The sequence below is a fragment of the Jiangella alkaliphila genome (assembly GCF_900105925.1).
Taxonomy (GTDB): domain Bacteria; phylum Actinomycetota; class Actinomycetes; order Jiangellales; family Jiangellaceae; genus Jiangella; species Jiangella alkaliphila.
On the sequence record NZ_LT629791.1, the window covers coordinates 4,299,474 to 4,314,816 of the forward strand.

Consider the following 15,343-nt stretch of genomic DNA (forward strand, 5'->3'; position numbering starts at 1 on the left):
ATCCACACAACGACACAACAGAGGTGACCCGCTCGTGGCGCTCCCTAATCTGACTCCCGAACAGCGCGCGGCCGCTCTCGAGAAGGCTGCCGAAGCTCGCCGGGAGCGTGCGGAGGTCAAGAACCGCCTGAAGAACGCCGGAGCCCGTCTCGGTGACGTGCTCAAGGAAGGTTCGAACAATGAGGTCATCGGCAAGATGAAGGTCTCTGCCCTCCTCGAGTCGATGCCCGGCGTGGGCAAGGTCCGCGCCAAGCAGATCATGGAGGAGATCGGCATCGCCGAGACCCGTCGCGTGCGTGGCCTGGGCGCGAACCAGTCGGCTGCGCTGATCGAGCGTTTCGGCGGTTGAGCCTGCACACGTCCCATCCGCGGTCGGCCCCGCGGGTCATCGTCCTGTCGGGGCCGACAGCGGTAGGAAAGACGACCGTCGTCAAGAAACTGCGCGCCGCCCATCCGGAACTGTGGATCTCCGTGTCCACGACCACCCGGCCGCCGCGGCCGCGAGAGATCGACGGCGAGCATTACCACTTCGTCGACGACCCCACGTTCGACAAGATGATCGAGCTGGGCGAGTTCCTCGAGTGGGCCGTGGTGCACAAACGGGCGAAGTACGGCACGCCGCGGGGCCCGGTCGAGCGCGCGCTCGCCAACGGCCACTCGGTGCTGCTCGAGATCGACCTGCAGGGTGCCCGCCAGGTCAGGGAGGCCATCCCCGACGCGCTGTTCGTGTTCCTCGCCCCGCCGAGCTGGGACGAGCTGGTCCGCCGGCTCATCGGCCGGGGCACCGAGACGGAGGCCGAGCGCGAGCGCCGGCTGACCACCGCCCGCGAGGAACTGGCCGCGGAGGCTGAGTTCGACGTCACGCTCGTGAACACCGATGTCGAGACGGTTTGCGAAGAGTTGGTAACCTTGATGCGTACCCCCCACTTGACGAGCCCGGAGGCATGAGCGTGGCCGGAACTCAAGGCGTTGCCGAGGGCATCACCTTCCCACCCATCGACGACCTGCTGGCCAAGACCGACTCCAAGTACGGCCTGGTCATCTACGCGGCCAAGCGCGCGCGGCAGATCAACGCCTACTACTCCCAGCTGGGCGAGGGCCTGCTCGAGTACGTCGGGCCGCTCGTCGAGACGCACGTGCAGGAGAAGCCGCTGTCCATCGCGCTGCGCGAGATCGACGCCGGCCTGCTCACCGCCGAGCACATCGACCCCAACGACATCGACGCCGAGGACCCGGTCGCACCGGTCAAGGCCGAGCCCGCGGCCGAGCAGAGCTGACGGCTGTCACATCTGATGGCTGAGATCGTCCTCGGTATCGGGGGCGGCATCGCCGCCTACAAGGTCGCTGACGTCCTGCGCCGGCTCACCGAGTCCGGCCACGGCGTCACCGTCGTACCCACCAGGTCGGCCCTCCGCTTCGTCGGAGAGCCGACCTGGGCCGCGTTGTCGGGCCGCCCGGTGCACACCGAGGTGTTCGACGACGTCCACGAGGTGCCGCACGTGCGCATCGGCCGGCACGCCGACCTCGTGCTGGTGGCGCCCGCCACGGCCGACCTGATGGCCAAGGCGGCCGCCGGGCTGGCCGACGACCTGCTGACGTCGACGCTGCTCACCGCGCGCGGGCCGGTGGTGTTCGTACCGGCCATGCACACCGAGATGTGGGAGCACCCGGCCACCGTCGCCAACGTCGAGACGCTGCGCAAGCGCGGCGCGCTCGTCGTCGAGCCCGCCGTCGGCCGGCTCACCGGCGCCGACACCGGCAAGGGCCGGCTGCCCGAACCCGCCGACATCTACGCCTACGTCACCGACGTGCTCACCCGCGGCGAGGCCGGCCCCGACCTCACCGGCCGGCACGTCGTCGTGTCCGCCGGCGGCACCCGCGAGCACCTCGACCCGGTCCGGTTCCTCGGCAACCGCTCGTCCGGCCGGCAGGGATACGCGCTGGCCCAGGCCGCGGCCGCCCGCGGCGCCCGGGTCACGCTGGTGGCGGCGAACGTCACGCTGCCCGACCCGGCCGGCGTCGACGTCGTCCGCGTCGGCTCCGCGGCCCAGCTGTACGACGCCATGGTGGCAGCCGCGGCCGGCGCCGACGCCGTCGTCATGGCCGCCGCCGTGGCCGACTTCCGGCCGGCCACCTATACCGACACCAAGATCAAGAAGTCGGCCGACGGGTCGTCACCGGTCATCGAGCTGGAGCGGACGACCGACATCCTGGCGCACCTGGCCGCGCACCGGCCCGACCCGAAGCAGGTCGTCGTCGGGTTCGCCGCCGAGACCGGCGACGCATCCGGCAGCGTGCTCGAGCACGGCCGGGCGAAACTCGCCTCCAAGGGCTGCGATCTGCTGGTGGTCAACGAGGTCGGCGCCGACCGCGGGTTCGAGTCCGAGGACAACGCCGCGGTCGTCCTCGGCGCCGACGGCAGCTCTGTGACCGTGGAGAGCGGCCCGAAATCGGCGCTCGCGCACGTCGTCTGGGACCTCGTCCACGCCCGCCTCTGAGCGACACTCGGGACGACGATGCGCGTCTCAGTATGTGGCTGAAAAGTGTCCAGAGTCCGGACCTCAGCGCACATGAAGTGGGACGATCCCCTACAGTTGTGCTTCGCGGACGGTGGTCTGCGTCAAGAGGGGGCTTGAGTTGTCTCTACGTCTGTTCACATCCGAATCCGTCACCGAGGGTCATCCGGACAAGATCTGCGACCAGATCAGCGACGCCGTGCTCGACGCGCTGCTGAAGGACGACCCGAACAGCCGGGTCGCGGTCGAGTCGATGGTGACCACCGGGCTGGTCCACGTGGCCGGCGAGGTGACGACCCGCGGTTACGCCGACATCCCGGGCATCGTCCGCGACACCATCCTCGGCATCGGCTACGACTCGTCGACCAAGGGCTTCGACGGCTACTCGTGCGGCGTGTCGGTGTCCATCGGCTCGCAGTCGCGCGACATCGCGCAGGGTGTGGACTCCGCGTACGAGCACCGCGTCGAGGGCGACCTCGACCCGCTCGACCTGCAGGGCGCCGGCGACCAGGGGCTGATGTTCGGCTACGCGAGCGACGAGACGCCCGAGCTGATGCCGCTGCCGATCATCGTCGCGCACCGGCTGGCGCAGCGGCTGGCCGAGGTCCGCCGGTCCGGCGCCGTGCCGTACCTGCGGCCCGACGGCAAGACGCAGGTCACCATCGAGTACGACGGCGACCGCCCGGTCCGTCTCGACACCGTCGTCGTGTCGACGCAGCACGCGGCCAACATCGACCTCGAGCAGCTGCTCACCCCTGACATCGCGAACCAGGTCGTCAAGCCGGTGCTCGAGGCGTTCGAGCTCGACGACCACGACTTCCGGCTGCTGGTGAACCCGACCGGCCGGTTCGAGATCGGCGGCCCGATGGGCGACGCCGGCCTCACCGGGCGGAAGATCATCATCGACACCTACGGCGGCACGGCCCGGCACGGCGGCGGCGCGTTCAGCGGCAAGGACCCGTCGAAGGTCGACCGCTCCGGCGCCTACGCCATGCGCTGGGTGGCGAAGAACGTCGTCGCGGCCGGACTGGCCCGCCGCTGCGAGGTGCAGGTCGCCTACGCCATCGGCAAGGCCGAGCCGGTCGGCCTGTTCCTCGAGTGCTTCGGCACCGAGACGGTGCCGGTCGAGCGCATCGAGGCCGCCGTCACCGAGGTCTTCGACCTGCGGCCGGCCGCGATCATCCGCGACCTCGACCTCAAGCGGCCCATCTACGCGCAGACGGCCGCCTACGGGCACTTCGGCCGCGAGCTGCCCGACTTCACCTGGGAGCGCACCGACCGGGTGGAAGCCCTGAGAGCGGCTGCGGGTTGATCGTCCTCGCGGCGGAGCGGAGCTTCGTCCACGAGGACCAGCGGGAGGTACGGCGGCGTCCGTAGCGTGATGGCGCGCCGTCTGCTGCCGATCGGCGGACGAGCCCGCCCTCGACGTCCCCGGGGGTGGCATCGCCTACGGCCACACCGGCAGCACGCTGGGCTTCGTCACGTACGCGTTCTCGTCGCCTGACGGCGACCGGCAGGTCAGCGTTGCGGTCACCGTCGAGGATCTGCTGGCGCGTCGTGGAGAATCTGGACCGTATTCTCGGGTGAGCCTGTGGACAACGCGGGGCCGGGTCCGCGGGTGCGGTAGAACGGGTCTGTGAGCGCATCCGAGCCGGCCGAGTCCGACCAGTTGGCGCTGGTCGCCGCGCCCGGCCGGCGCCGGTTCCGCACCCGAGAGCCTGAGCCGGTCGCGGACGAGCTGCCGGTGGCCGCGGTGCTGGTCGACGTCGGGCTGCCGCATCTGGACCGGCCGTTCGACTACCTCGTGCCCGCCTCGATGGCCGACGCCGCCGTCGTGGGCGCCCGGGTGTCGGTGCGGTTCGCCGGCACCGACCACGACGGCTTCGTCGCCGCGCGGAAGGACGCCAGCGACCACGAGGGCAAGCTGGCGCGGCTGCGCCGGGTGGTGTCGCCCGAGCCCGTCCTCGCGCCGGAGATCGCCGCGCTGGCCCGCGCCGTCGCCGACCGCTACGCCGGCACCGTCTCCGACGTCCTGCGGCTGGCCGTCCCGCCCCGGCACGCCACCGCCGAGAAGGCCGCGTCGCCCGACCCGCCGGTCCCGCCGGCCGCGCCCGACCCCGGCGGCTGGGCCGAGCACGTCGACGGCGTCGCGCTGCTGGACGCGCTGGCCGGCGGGGGGGCGCCGCGCGCCGTCTGGACCCCCGGACCGGCCGCCGACTGGCCCGACCTCCTCGCCCGGCTGGTGGCCGCGACGCTGTCCGGCGGACGGGGCGCGCTGGTCGTGGTGCCCGACGGCCGCGACGTCGCGCTGGCATCGTCGGCCCTGACGGAGCTGCTGGGGTCGGGCAGCCACGTGGAGCTGGAGGCCGACGCCGGGCCGTCGACGCGGTACAAGCGCTGGCTGTCGGTGCGCCGCGGCGCCGTGCGGGCCGTCGTCGGGACGCGGTCGGCCGCGTTCGCGCCCGTCCACGACCTCGGGCTGGTCGTCGTCTGGGACGACGGCGACGACCTGCACGCCGAGCCGCGGGCGCCGTACCCGCACGCCCGCGAGGTGCTGCTGCTGCGCGCCCACCAGGCCGGCGCGGCCGCCGTCGTCGCCGGGTTCGCCCGCACCGCCGAGGCCGAGCAGCTGCTGGCGACCGGCTGGGCCCGGCCGGTGACGCCGTCGCGGCAGGCCGTGCGGGCCGCCGCGCCGCGGGTCCAGACCAGCGGTGACGACTACGAGCAGGCCCGCGACGAGGCCGCCCGCAGCGCCCGGCTGCCGTCGCTGGCCTGGCGGACGGCGCGTGCGGGGCTCGGCCGCGGCCCGGTGCTCGTGCAGGTGCCGCGGGCCGGCTACCTACCGGGTGTTGCCTGTGCGCGGTGCCGCACGCCCGCGCGCTGCACGGCCTGCTCCGGGCCGCTGGTGCTCGGCCAGGCCGACCAGCCGCCGCGGTGCGCCTGGTGCGCCACGGCGTACCCGTCGTGGCAATGCGGGGTCTGCGGGCACGGGTCGCTGCGGGCGACCGTGGTCGGGGTGCGGCGGACGGCGGAGGAGCTGGGCCGCGCGTTCCCCGGCGTGCCGGTGCTGCTGTCCCGCGGCGACGCCGTCCGCTCGTCCGTCGGTGCCGAGCCGGCGCTGGTGGTGGCCACGCCGGGGGCGGAGCCGGTCGCCACCGGCGGCTACACGGCGGCGCTGCTGCTGGACGGGACCGCCCTGCTGGCCCGGCCGAACCTCCGCGCTGCCGAGGAGGCGCTGCGCCGCTGGCTGCGCGCCGCCGCCCTGGTCCGTCCCGGCACGATGGGCGGCGAGATCGTCGTCGTCGCGGACTCCTCGGCGCCGGCCGTCCAGGCCCTGGTCCGCTGGGACCCGGCCGGCTTCGCCGCGCGCGAGCTGGCCGAGCGGGCCTCGCTGCACCTGCCGCCCGCCGCGCGCGTGGCGGAGCTCACCGGCGCTGTCGTGGACGTGGACGACCTGCTCATGCACGCCGAGTTGCCTGCTGATGCGGAAGTGATCGGGCCGGTGCCCGTGGAGGACGGCGCGCGAGCGATGATCCGGTCGCCTCGTGGCGCGGGGACGGCGCTCGCCGCTGCGCTGCGGTCGGCCGCGGGGGTGCGGTCCGCTCGTCGTACGGGTGGGTCGGTACGTGTGCGGATCGATCCCGTGGACTTCGCGTGATCCATCGTTGGCCGTCCCCCTGCTGCCCATGGTCTTAGCCGTGAACGCGCGCCTCAAGTCCGGCGCCTCTGCTGGTTGCGGGGGTCTGTGGTTGGGGCTCTGGACTTGACCCGCGCGTCCCCGGTCTAAGCCTCGATCCACCGACCAGCTTGGTGACGTCGTCTGGTTTCAGGCGAGGTGGTTGTGATCACGTTGGGTGTGAGTGAGTTGCCGGTCTGCCCGGCTTTCCACTGGGGTTCCTTCTCGTGCCGGCGGGGGCTGGTGGTCAGGTGTGTGTCGTGGCGGGCCGGGGGAAGAGGGCGTTGTAGAGCGTGGACCACGCGGTCTGCCAGGGCCAGTTGGTCGGCAGGTGCAGGGTCAGACGCCGGGCGGAGGTGGCGATCCGGGCGGGGACGGTGATGAGTTTGCGGCGGATCGTCGCGGTGGTCGCCCTGGTCAGAGTGGGGGTCTTGGTCAGGGTCGCGGCGGCGCGGGTGAGGTTGAACGCCATGACCGCGCAGACGAGCCAGGCCGCGTTGGCGTTGAACACCCCGGAGGGCAGGTGGGCCAGCGCGGAGGCCTTGAGGTCGGCGTGGACGTTCTCGATGACCGCGTGGGCCCGGTGGGTCTGGTCCGCGGCGACGGTGTCCATCTCGGTGGTGTCGGTGGTGGTGAAGAAGGCGTGGAAGCGCCAGGAATCGAACAACGTGTCCTGGCCTTCGCTGTTGCGGGGGTTGAGATCGGGGATACGGCGGACCACGAGCCGGCCGGGGACCTGGTCGGTCTTGTTCTTGGAGGTGAACGCGGTGAAGGGAACCTCGGCGACCTCGGCACGAGAGTTCCATGTTCTGGTGGTCTCGTCGTAGACGGCGTCGGTGTATTTGATCGTGGTCCAGGCGGTCTCGGCGATGCCGGCGATGGCGCGTTTGACCGCCGGGTCCATCCGCACGGTGATCGAGACGTTCGCGCCGGCCTTCAACGCTGCGGTGACCAGGGCGTGGGAGTAGAACGCCGAGTCCGCCCGGACCAGCACGTCTCGGCCGGCCAGGTGGGTGCGGCGGATCAGGGCGAGGGCGTCGGTGGCCAGACGCGTCGCCCCGCGTGGGGACCCGGCCGAGCCGTTGCGCAGGCGCTGGGCGGCGATCACCGGCGCGAAGGTCTGGCTGGAAACGGTGGCCAGCACGGCGTTCAGGCCCCGCACCCCGGAGTACCCGAACCCCGCGCCCTGCTTCTGATAGCCGTGTACCTCCACGATGGTGTCGTCGATGTCGACCATCACCGTCGCGGTGTCTGCGGTCTCGCCCAGCAGGGCCGTGCGCTGGGTCAGGTTGATCAGAAACCGAGAGGCGATCGCGTCGGCTTGGCGGACATGGCCGAAGGTGAAGGCGCGCAGGAACGAGCCAAGTGTGGAGGGGGCGTAGATGCCGGCGAAGACCTTCCCCATCGCGCCGTGGCGTAGCAGGGCCATGTCGTCGATGCTGTCCGCGCCGGCGGTCATGCCGGCGACCAGGCCCGACAGCTTCAGCCCGGCGTTGGCGCCCTTGTCCGTCGGCACGCTCAGGTGCTCATCGCCCAGCTCGCGCAGCCGTGCCTCGCCGGCCAGGGCCATCGCCGGGACCAGGCCCGCCGACGACACGAGGTTGGGCTCATCGAAGGCCGCCGAGACGACCGGTCGGGTGTGAGAGAGTTGCATCTACGAGATGCCCTTCTTGAGCTGGCGATACGTGCCTTAGACAAGTCGTATCCTCCCAGCTCAGAAGCGCATTCTCACGCTCCCACGCCCTACCACGACACTCCACCTGTCGGTGGATCGAGGCTAAGAACGGGCAGCTATCAGGGGGACGGGGGGAGTGTGGGCACAGCCCGACTGAAGGTCGAGTCGACGTCGATAGCGCCGGCCGTCCTCGATGTCGGGGGCCGTGGTCTGGGTGTGTCGAGGACGGTTTCTGCCGTCGAGGACGGCTGGGCGGGTCCTGGTCTGGCGTTACGTCGTGGTCTGCCGTGACGCGAAACGGAGGATTCGGGGCTCGTGGCGTGACTGGAGACCAGGACGTGACGGCAGACCAGGAGCCCGACGGACACCATCCTGGGTGTGGAGCGCGTCCTGGGTGTGAGGCGCGTTTCCGGGCCTGTTTCGGCGGTTCGGCGCGACTCACACCCAGGACGCGCCTCACACCCAGGAAGCCAACGGTGCAAATCGGGCGCGGGCTGTGCCCGGTTCTTCCCCGTCCCCCTGAAAGCTGCCTAAGAACGGGCAGCAGGGGGACGCTTGACTACACCAACCCCACGTAGAACTCGACAGCCGCCCCCGGCGCACCGTCGAACACCAGACGACCGTCATCGAAGACGAGGACGCGGTCCATCGCCAGCACGGCGTCGAGGTCGTGCGTGACCAGGACGACCCGCTGCGGCAGCTCCGCCAACAGCTTCAGCACGTGACGCGTGTTGCGCAGGTCCAGCAGGGTCGTCGGTTCGTCGCACACGAGCACCTTCGGCTCCGTCACCAGCACCGAGCAGAGGGCCAGCAGCTGCTTCTGCCCGCCGGACAGCAGGTGCGCCGGGTGGTCGGCGTGTCCGGCCAGGCCGAACGTGTCGAGCGCCGCAGCCACCCGCTCGGGCACCGCGGAGCGGGGGAGGTCGCGCAGCCCGAACGCGACGTCCTCGGCGACCGTCGGCATGAGGATCTGGGCGTCGGGGTCGGTGAAGACGAACCCCACCGACCGCCGCACCTCCGCGCCGGACCGGCCCCGGGTCGACCGGCCGTCGACCGTCACCGACCCGGACGACGGCAGCACCAGCCCGTTGAGCAGCCGCGCGAACGTCGACTTGCCCGACCCGTTGGCGCCGATGACGCCGACCCGCTGCTCCGTCAGAGTGACGGTGACGTCGCGCAGCACCACCCGGTCGCCGTACCGGTGCGTGACACCCCGGACCTCGATGCTCACAGGGACGACGCGGCGAACGTGTCGCAGGCGGCGACGTCGCCGGTCTGGAAGCCGGTCGTGAACCAGCGCTGCCGCTGCTCGCTGGAGCCGTGCGTCCACGACTCAGGCGTGACGGTGCCCTGGAAACGCTCCTGGATGTAGTCGTCGCCGACGGTCTCGGCGGCGGCCAGCGCGTCGGCGATGTCCTGGTCGGTCAGCTCGGTGATCAGCGGCTGGCCGGTCTCGTCGTCGGCCGTCGTGGCGCGGTGCGCCCACATGCCGGCGTAGCAGTCGGCCTGCAGCTCCAGCCGGACGGCGTCGGAGTCGGGCCCGGACTGGGTGCGCACGCGCTGCATCTGGCCGGTGAGGTTCTGCACGTGGTGGCCGTACTCGTGGGCCAGCACGTACGCCTCGGCGAACTGGCCGCTCGGCCCGCCGTACGTGGTGCGCAGCTGGTCGAAGAACCCGAGGTCGAGGTAGATCTGCTGGTCGCCGGGGCAGTAGAACGGCCCCACCTGCGACGACGCCGTGCCGCAGCGGGTGGTGACCGACGAGGTGAAGAACGTCGTCGTGGCCGGCGTGTACTGCTGGCCGGCCGCGGCGAAGTACTCCTCCCAGAACGCCTGGACCGAGTTCACGTAGAGCACGAACCGGCAGTCGGGGTTCTCGTCGATGTCGGCGACCACCTGGCACTCGCGCTCCAGCTCGCCCTCCGACCCCGGCTCGGCCTGGACGCCGGACGCGTCGCCGCCTTCGCCGCCGAGGAGGTCGGCCGGGTTGGTGCCGGTCAGCAGTGCGATCAGCGCGAGGACGACCACGCCGATGCCGCCGCCGGCCGCCGCCGTGCGGCCGGCCGGGCGCCGGCCGCGCTGGTCGGACACCTGGGAAGGATCCAGGCGTGCCCGCCGGTTGAACTTCATGGCCGATTCACCTCCCGCGTAGACTGCACACCATGATGCCCGTGGCGGACTGATCGTGCTGGACCGATCGCCCACCCATTCCCAGGCCACGGAGAGTTCACCCTGACATGATCACCGCTCACCACCTCGAAGTGCGCGCAGGCGCGCAGGTACTGCTCGACGACGCCAGCCTCCGCATCGGTCCCGGCGACAAGGTCGGCCTCGTGGGCCGCAACGGCGCCGGCAAGACGACGCTCACCCGCATCCTGGCCGGCGAGGGCCAGCCGGCCGCCGGCTCCGTCGTCCGCACGGGACCGATCGGCTACCTGCCGCAGGACCCGCGGGCCGGCGACCCCGAGGTCATCGCCCGCGACCGCATCCTCAGCGCCCGCGGGCTCGACGCCGTTGTCGCCGGCATGCGCACGGCCGAGAAGCAGATGGCCTCCAGCGACCCCGCCGAGCACGAGCGCGGCATGCGCCGCTACGCCCGGCTCGAGGCCGAGTTCCTCGCCGCCGGCGGGTACGCGGTCGAGAGCGAGGCGGCCAGCATCGCCGCCAGCCTCGGGCTGCCCGACCGCGTGCTCGCCCAGCCGCTGAAGACGCTCTCCGGCGGCCAGCGGCGCCGGGTCGAGCTGGCCCGCATCCTGTTCTCCGACGCCGAGACGCTGCTCCTGGACGAGCCGACGAACCACCTGGACGCCGACTCCATCGTCTGGCTGCGCGACTTCCTGCGCGCCTACAAGGGCGGCCTGGTGGTCATCAGCCACGACGTCGCGCTGCTGGACAAGACCGTCAACCGGGTCTTCCACCTCGACGCCAACCGCGCCGCCCTCGACGTCTACAACATCGGCTGGACGGCCTACCTCGCCCAGCGCGAGACCGACGAGCGCCGTCGGCACCGCGAGCGGTCCAACGCCGAGAAGAAGGCCGCCGCCCTCAAGGCGCAGGCCGACCGCATGCGCTACAAGGCCACCAAGGCCACCGCCGCGCAGAACATGGACCGCAGGGCGCAGCGGCTGCTGGCCGGCCTTGAGGAGCAGCGCCGCTCGGACAAGGTGGCCAAGCTGCGCTTCCCCGACCCCGCGCCGTGCGGCAAGACCCCGCTCACCGCGTCGGGCCTGTCGAAGTCGTACGGGTCGCTGGAGGTCTTCACCGACGTCGACCTCGCCATCGACCGCGGCAGCCGGGTCGTCATCCTGGGCCTCAACGGCGCCGGCAAGACGACGCTGCTGCGGCTGCTGGCCGGCGTCGAGAAGGCCGACACCGGCGCTGTGGAGCCCGGACACGGGCTGCGGCTGGGCTACTACGCCCAGGAGCACGAGACGCTCGACACGTCCCGCACGGTGCTCGAGAACCTGCGCAGCACCGCGCCGGACCTCCCTGAGCTGGAGGCGCGGCGGGTGCTCGGCTCGTTCCTGTTCTCCGGCGACGCCGTCGACAAGCCGGCCGCGGTCCTGTCCGGCGGCGAGAAGACCCGGCTGGCGCTCGCCTCGCTGGTGGTGTCCAGCGCGAACGTGCTGCTCCTGGACGAGCCGACGAACAACCTCGACCCCGCCTCCCGCCAGGAGGTGCTGGCCGCGCTGCGCTCGTTCGCCGGCGCGATCGTCCTGGTGACCCACGACGAGGGCGCCGTCGAGGCACTAGGCCCCGAACGGGTCGTGTTGCTCCCCGACGGAGTCGAAGATCTGTGGAACCCTGACTATGCAGAGCTCGTCTCACTCGCATAGAGAGGTCGATCCACCCTGCGTTTTTTCGTTCCCTGGAGGGACGATCCAGCCTTCGAGTGGCGAAAAAGCGTAATGGAGCGGATCATTGTCCTCTGTCATGCAGGACAACGAAACGGGAGGACGCGTGGCCGAGAAGTTGGTAAAAGGCGCGCGGATCAGTGGGGGGCAGCGTGACAAGCTCGCCTCTGACCTGAAGAAGAAGTACGAAGGTGGTCGGAGCATCCGCGAGCTCGCCACCGAAACCGGGCGTTCCTACGGGTTCGTCCACCGGGTTCTGTCGGAGTCCGGTGTCAACCTACGAGGCCGTGGAGGGGCCACACGAGGCAAGGCGAAGAAGCAAGCCTGAATCAGCCCCAGTTGGTCGAGATGCCGGAGGAGGGTGGCCTCCAGCAGCTCGATCACCCCGACAAACGCTTCGTCACCCATCGCGCGGTCCCCGGCGCGCACGCCTCCTGAGGCGAGCGGGGGCGAATCACCGAGTCAGCCCGTCCGGTGAATCGTTCGGCGGATTATCGAGTCGTCGCACTCGAACCCGAGGGGCCTTCTTTTGGAGCCGATCGGCAAGTCCGACATATCGGACGGCTTAAACGGTCGCGCTCTGCACTGTTGATCTTGATTCACGCCATTGCCCGAGTAATTGGTCGCTTTCACGCAGAGTGACGTGAAGGCAGAGTCGGTGCCCGTTCGCGTTCTTTGCGTAGCGGGACCATCGGGCACTTCAGCATGCCCGGAAACGCTCCCACGGAGTCGGCCAGGCCTATGTCGGCCGGCTCGTCGGCATGCCCAGGTACGGACCGCTTCTGTCACGGTGCGTGACGGATTCGCCTGCGGGTCCGCGCGCCGAAACGATCACGGTGCGTGACGATCCACAGCGGCGGCACGCTCAGAGCGAACGAGGGAAGAACCTCCGGCCGGGTGACGTTGTCGGCGGCGAGTCGGATGATGTCGCCAGCAGACGTGAGGAGGTCGACGCCGGTGTCGATGGGGATGGGTCACGCCTGGCGCGCCTCCAGGTCGTTCTCCGGCGACCAGTCGGTCACGCACAAGCGGCTGGCGAAGGGGACCGTCAAGCGCATCGCCGGGTACGGCCGGCCCTACCGCCGTCAGCTCGCCGTCTTCCTCGCCACCACGGTCCTCGCCGCGGCGTCCGCGGCCGCCGTCCCGCTGCTGCTGAAGGTGCTCATCGACAGCGGCGTCAGCGCCGGCGACCGGTCGGTGGTCGTCTGGGCCGCCCTCGCGGTGGCCGGGCTGGCCGTCGTCGACGTCGTCCTCGGGCTGGTCGGCCGGTGGATGTCCGCGCGGGTCGGCGAGGGGCTCATCTACGACCTGCGTCGCCAGGTCTTCGACCACGTGCAGCGCCAGCCGGTCGCGTTCTTCACCCGCACGCAGACCGGCTCGCTGGTGTCGCGGCTCAACAGCGACGTCATCGGCGCCCAGCAGGCGTTCACCGGCACGCTCTCGCAGGTGGTCAGCAATTTCGTGACGCTGGTGCTGGCGCTCGGCGCGATGATCGTGCTGTCGTGGCAGATCACCCTGATCGTGCTGGTCCTGGTGCCGCTGTTCCTGCTGCCGGCCCGGTTCGTCGGCCGGAAGCTGGCCGACATCAGCCGCGAGGCCATGCAGCTCAACGCAGCGATGAGCCAGACCATGACGGAGCGGTTCAACGTCTCCGGCGCGCTGCTGGTGAAGATCTTCGGCCGCTACCAGAACGAGAACGCCGACTTCGGGCAGTCCGCCGGGCGGGTCCGCGACATCGGCGTCGTCCAGGCGCTTTACGCGCGCTACTTCTTCCTCGGCCTCACCTTCCTCGCCTCGCTGGCCACCGCCGTCGTCTACGGCGTGGGCGGCTGGCTGGCCGTCGGCGGCACCCTCGAGGTCGGCACGCTGGTGGCGCTGGCCGCGCTGCTGACCCGCCTCTACGGCCCGTTGACCGCGCTGTCGAACGTCCAGGTCGACATCATGACGGCGCTGGTCAGCTTCGAGCGGGTCTTCGAGGTGCTGGACCTGCGGCCGATGGTCCACGACGCGCCCGGCGCGCGGCCGCTGCCGGCCGGCGACGAGCAGCTGTCGGTGCGGTTCGACGACGTCGAGTTCACCTATCCGGGCGCCGACGACGTCTCGCTGGCCTCGCTCGAGGCGGTGGCCCGGCCGTCCGCGGGGCCGCCCGAGCCGGTGCTGCGGGGCGTCTCGTTCGACGTCGCGCCCGGCCAGCTGGTCGCGTTGGTCGGACCGTCAGGCGCCGGCAAGTCGACCATCACGCACCTGGTGTCGCGTCTCTACGACCCGACGGCGGGCGTCGTCCGGGTCGGCGGCCACGACCTGCGCGACGTCACGCTCGAGTCGCTGCACGAGGCCGTGGGCGTCGTCACCCAGGACGCGCACATGTTCCACGACACCATCCGCTACAACCTCGCCTACGCCCGGCCCGGGGCCACCGACGACGAGCTGTGGGCGGCGCTCGAGGCGGCGCAGATCGCCGGGCTGGTCCGGTCGTTGTCCGAGGGCCTCGAGACCATCGTCGGCGACCGCGGCTACCGGCTGTCCGGTGGCGAGAAGCAGCGCCTGGCCATCGCCCGGCTGCTGCTCAAGGCGCCCCGCGTCGTGGTGCTCGACGAGGCGACGGCGCACCTCGACTCCGAGTCCGAGCTGGCCGTCCAGCGGGCGCTCGAGACCGCGCTGGTGGGCCGTACTTCGCTGGTCATCGCGCACCGGCTGTCGACGATCCGCGGCGCCGACGCCATCCTCGTCGTCGACGACGGCCGCATCGCCGAGCGGGGCACCCACGAGCAGCTGCTCGCCGCCGGCGGCGTCTACGCCGAGCTCTACCGCACCCAGTTCGCCCTGCAGGACGCCCGCACGGCCTGAGCGGCTCCTCCGCTCACAGGGATCGAATGGCGCCGCCGTCGACGGCGATCATGGAGCCGGTGAGGTAGGACGCGGCGGGGGAGAGGACGAACGCCGCGACCTTGCCGAACTCGTCCGGACGGCCGTAGCGGCGCAGCGGGATGGTCCGCGACGCCGTCGCCTTGACCTCGTCGGGGTCTCGGCCGGACATCTCGGCCAGCTCGCGCAGCCGGTCGGTCTCGATGCTGCCGGGCAGCAGCCCGACCGCCCGGACGCCGTCGGGGCCCAGCTCGTCGGCCAGCTGCTTGATCACCATGGCGAGGCCGGGCCGCAGCCCGTTCGACGCCGCGAGCCCGCCGATCGGCGCCTTCACCGAGCTGGACAGGACGAACGCCAGCGCGCCGCCGCCGGACAGCCGCGCTGAGACGACCCGGGCCAGCCGGACGGCGCCCAGGAAGACGCTGTCGAAGGCGGCCCGCCACTGGTCGTCGGTGAGGTCGGTGACCTTCCCCGCGGGCGGGCCGCCGACGCTGACGAGGGCGCCGTCGAGCCGCCCGAACCGGTCCAGAGCGACGTCGGCCAGCCGTTCGGCCGTGGACGGGTCGGCGTTGTCGGCCGCCACCCCGGCGACGGCGCCGGAGCCGAGGTCGTCCACCGCGGCGTCGACCGCCTCCTGCGAGCGGGACGCGAGGACGACCCGGGCGCCGTCGGCGACCAGGGCCTCCGCTCCGGCCCGGCCGAGCCCGCGGGTGCCGCCGGTGACGATGTACACGCGATCCTTGAGCCCGAGATCCAT

Annotated in this window: 13 protein-coding genes; 9 read left to right on the forward strand and 4 right to left on the reverse strand. The window is 71.6% G+C overall.

All coding sequences use genetic code 11. From position 1 onward, the window contains the following. The first annotated feature begins 34 nt into the window (after nt 1-34). The 6 genes from mihF (at nt 35) to BLV05_RS19605 (ending at nt 6,174) form a co-directional block, all read left to right on the forward strand. Nucleotides 35-349 (forward strand): integration host factor, actinobacterial type, encoded by a 315-nt coding sequence (mihF, locus tag BLV05_RS19580; protein WP_046771782.1) that lies wholly within the window; start codon nt 35-37, stop codon nt 347-349. Then, nucleotides 346-948: a guanylate kinase gene (gmk, locus tag BLV05_RS19585; protein WP_063932628.1), complete on the forward strand. Its 603-nt coding sequence runs from the start codon at nt 346-348 to the stop codon at nt 946-948. Before mihF ends, gmk begins: the two co-directional genes overlap by 4 nt. Nucleotides 949-950: 2 nt before the next feature. Then, nucleotides 951-1,277: a DNA-directed RNA polymerase subunit omega gene (gene rpoZ / locus BLV05_RS19590; RefSeq protein ID WP_046771800.1), complete on the forward strand. Its 327-nt coding sequence runs from the start codon at nt 951-953 to the stop codon at nt 1,275-1,277. 15 nt (nt 1,278-1,292) lie between these two features. Continuing rightward, nucleotides 1,293-2,498, forward strand: coding sequence for a bifunctional phosphopantothenoylcysteine decarboxylase/phosphopantothenate--cysteine ligase CoaBC (gene coaBC / locus BLV05_RS19595; protein WP_046771783.1), 1,206 nt, complete (start codon nt 1,293-1,295; stop codon nt 2,496-2,498). Between the two features lie 139 nt (nt 2,499-2,637). Further along, nucleotides 2,638-3,828 carry a methionine adenosyltransferase gene (metK, locus tag BLV05_RS19600; RefSeq protein WP_046771784.1) on the forward strand — a complete coding sequence of 397 codons (1,191 nt, stop codon included), beginning with the start codon at nt 2,638-2,640 and terminating at the stop codon, nt 3,826-3,828. Nucleotides 3,829-4,152: 324 nt separating this feature from the next. After that, nucleotides 4,153-6,174: a primosomal protein N' gene (locus BLV05_RS19605; protein ID WP_052762985.1), complete on the forward strand. Its 2,022-nt coding sequence runs from the start codon at nt 4,153-4,155 to the stop codon at nt 6,172-6,174. A gap of 265 nt (nt 6,175-6,439) precedes the next feature. On the opposite strand, the gene BLV05_RS19610 is transcribed toward BLV05_RS19605, so the two are convergent. The 3 genes from BLV05_RS19610 to ypfJ all read right to left on the reverse strand — a co-directional run bounded on the left by BLV05_RS19610 (nt 6,440) and on the right by ypfJ (nt 9,997). After that, a complete protein-coding gene (locus BLV05_RS19610; RefSeq protein WP_083421320.1) occupies nt 6,440-7,846 on the reverse strand; it encodes an IS1380 family transposase in 1,407 nt (468 codons plus the stop codon). A 580-nt stretch (nt 7,847-8,426) separates the two neighbouring features. Continuing rightward, complete coding sequence (locus BLV05_RS19615; RefSeq protein ID WP_046769433.1) at nt 8,427-9,098, reverse strand: energy-coupling factor ABC transporter ATP-binding protein; 672 nt, start codon at nt 9,096-9,098, stop codon at nt 8,427-8,429. Beyond that, entirely contained in the window at nt 9,095-9,997 is a 903-nt protein-coding gene (gene ypfJ / locus BLV05_RS19620) for a KPN_02809 family neutral zinc metallopeptidase (protein WP_046769434.1), read from the reverse strand. The genes BLV05_RS19615 and ypfJ overlap by 4 nt, the downstream gene beginning before the upstream one ends. A 107-nt stretch (nt 9,998-10,104) precedes the next feature. Between ypfJ and BLV05_RS19625 the strand changes: the two genes are divergently transcribed. From BLV05_RS19625 to BLV05_RS19635, 3 genes are all read left to right on the forward strand, one after another. Further along, nucleotides 10,105-11,703, forward strand: coding sequence for an ABC-F family ATP-binding cassette domain-containing protein (locus tag BLV05_RS19625; RefSeq protein ID WP_046769435.1), 1,599 nt, complete (start codon nt 10,105-10,107; stop codon nt 11,701-11,703). A 124-nt stretch (nt 11,704-11,827) separates the two neighbouring features. Next, nucleotides 11,828-12,049: a helix-turn-helix domain-containing protein gene (locus BLV05_RS19630; protein ID WP_074946318.1), complete on the forward strand. Its 222-nt coding sequence runs from the start codon at nt 11,828-11,830 to the stop codon at nt 12,047-12,049. A 635-nt stretch (nt 12,050-12,684) separates the two neighbouring features. After that, the gene (locus tag BLV05_RS19635) at nt 12,685-14,568 is read left to right on the forward strand and encodes an ABC transporter ATP-binding protein (RefSeq protein ID WP_046769479.1); all 1,884 of its coding nucleotides are present in this window, start codon (nt 12,685-12,687) and stop codon (nt 14,566-14,568) included. Nucleotides 14,569-14,581: 13 nt separating this feature from the next. Here BLV05_RS19635 and BLV05_RS19640 read toward each other — a convergent pair whose 3' ends face one another. Beyond that, complete coding sequence (locus BLV05_RS19640; RefSeq protein WP_046769436.1) at nt 14,582-15,343, reverse strand: SDR family oxidoreductase; 762 nt, start codon at nt 15,341-15,343, stop codon at nt 14,582-14,584.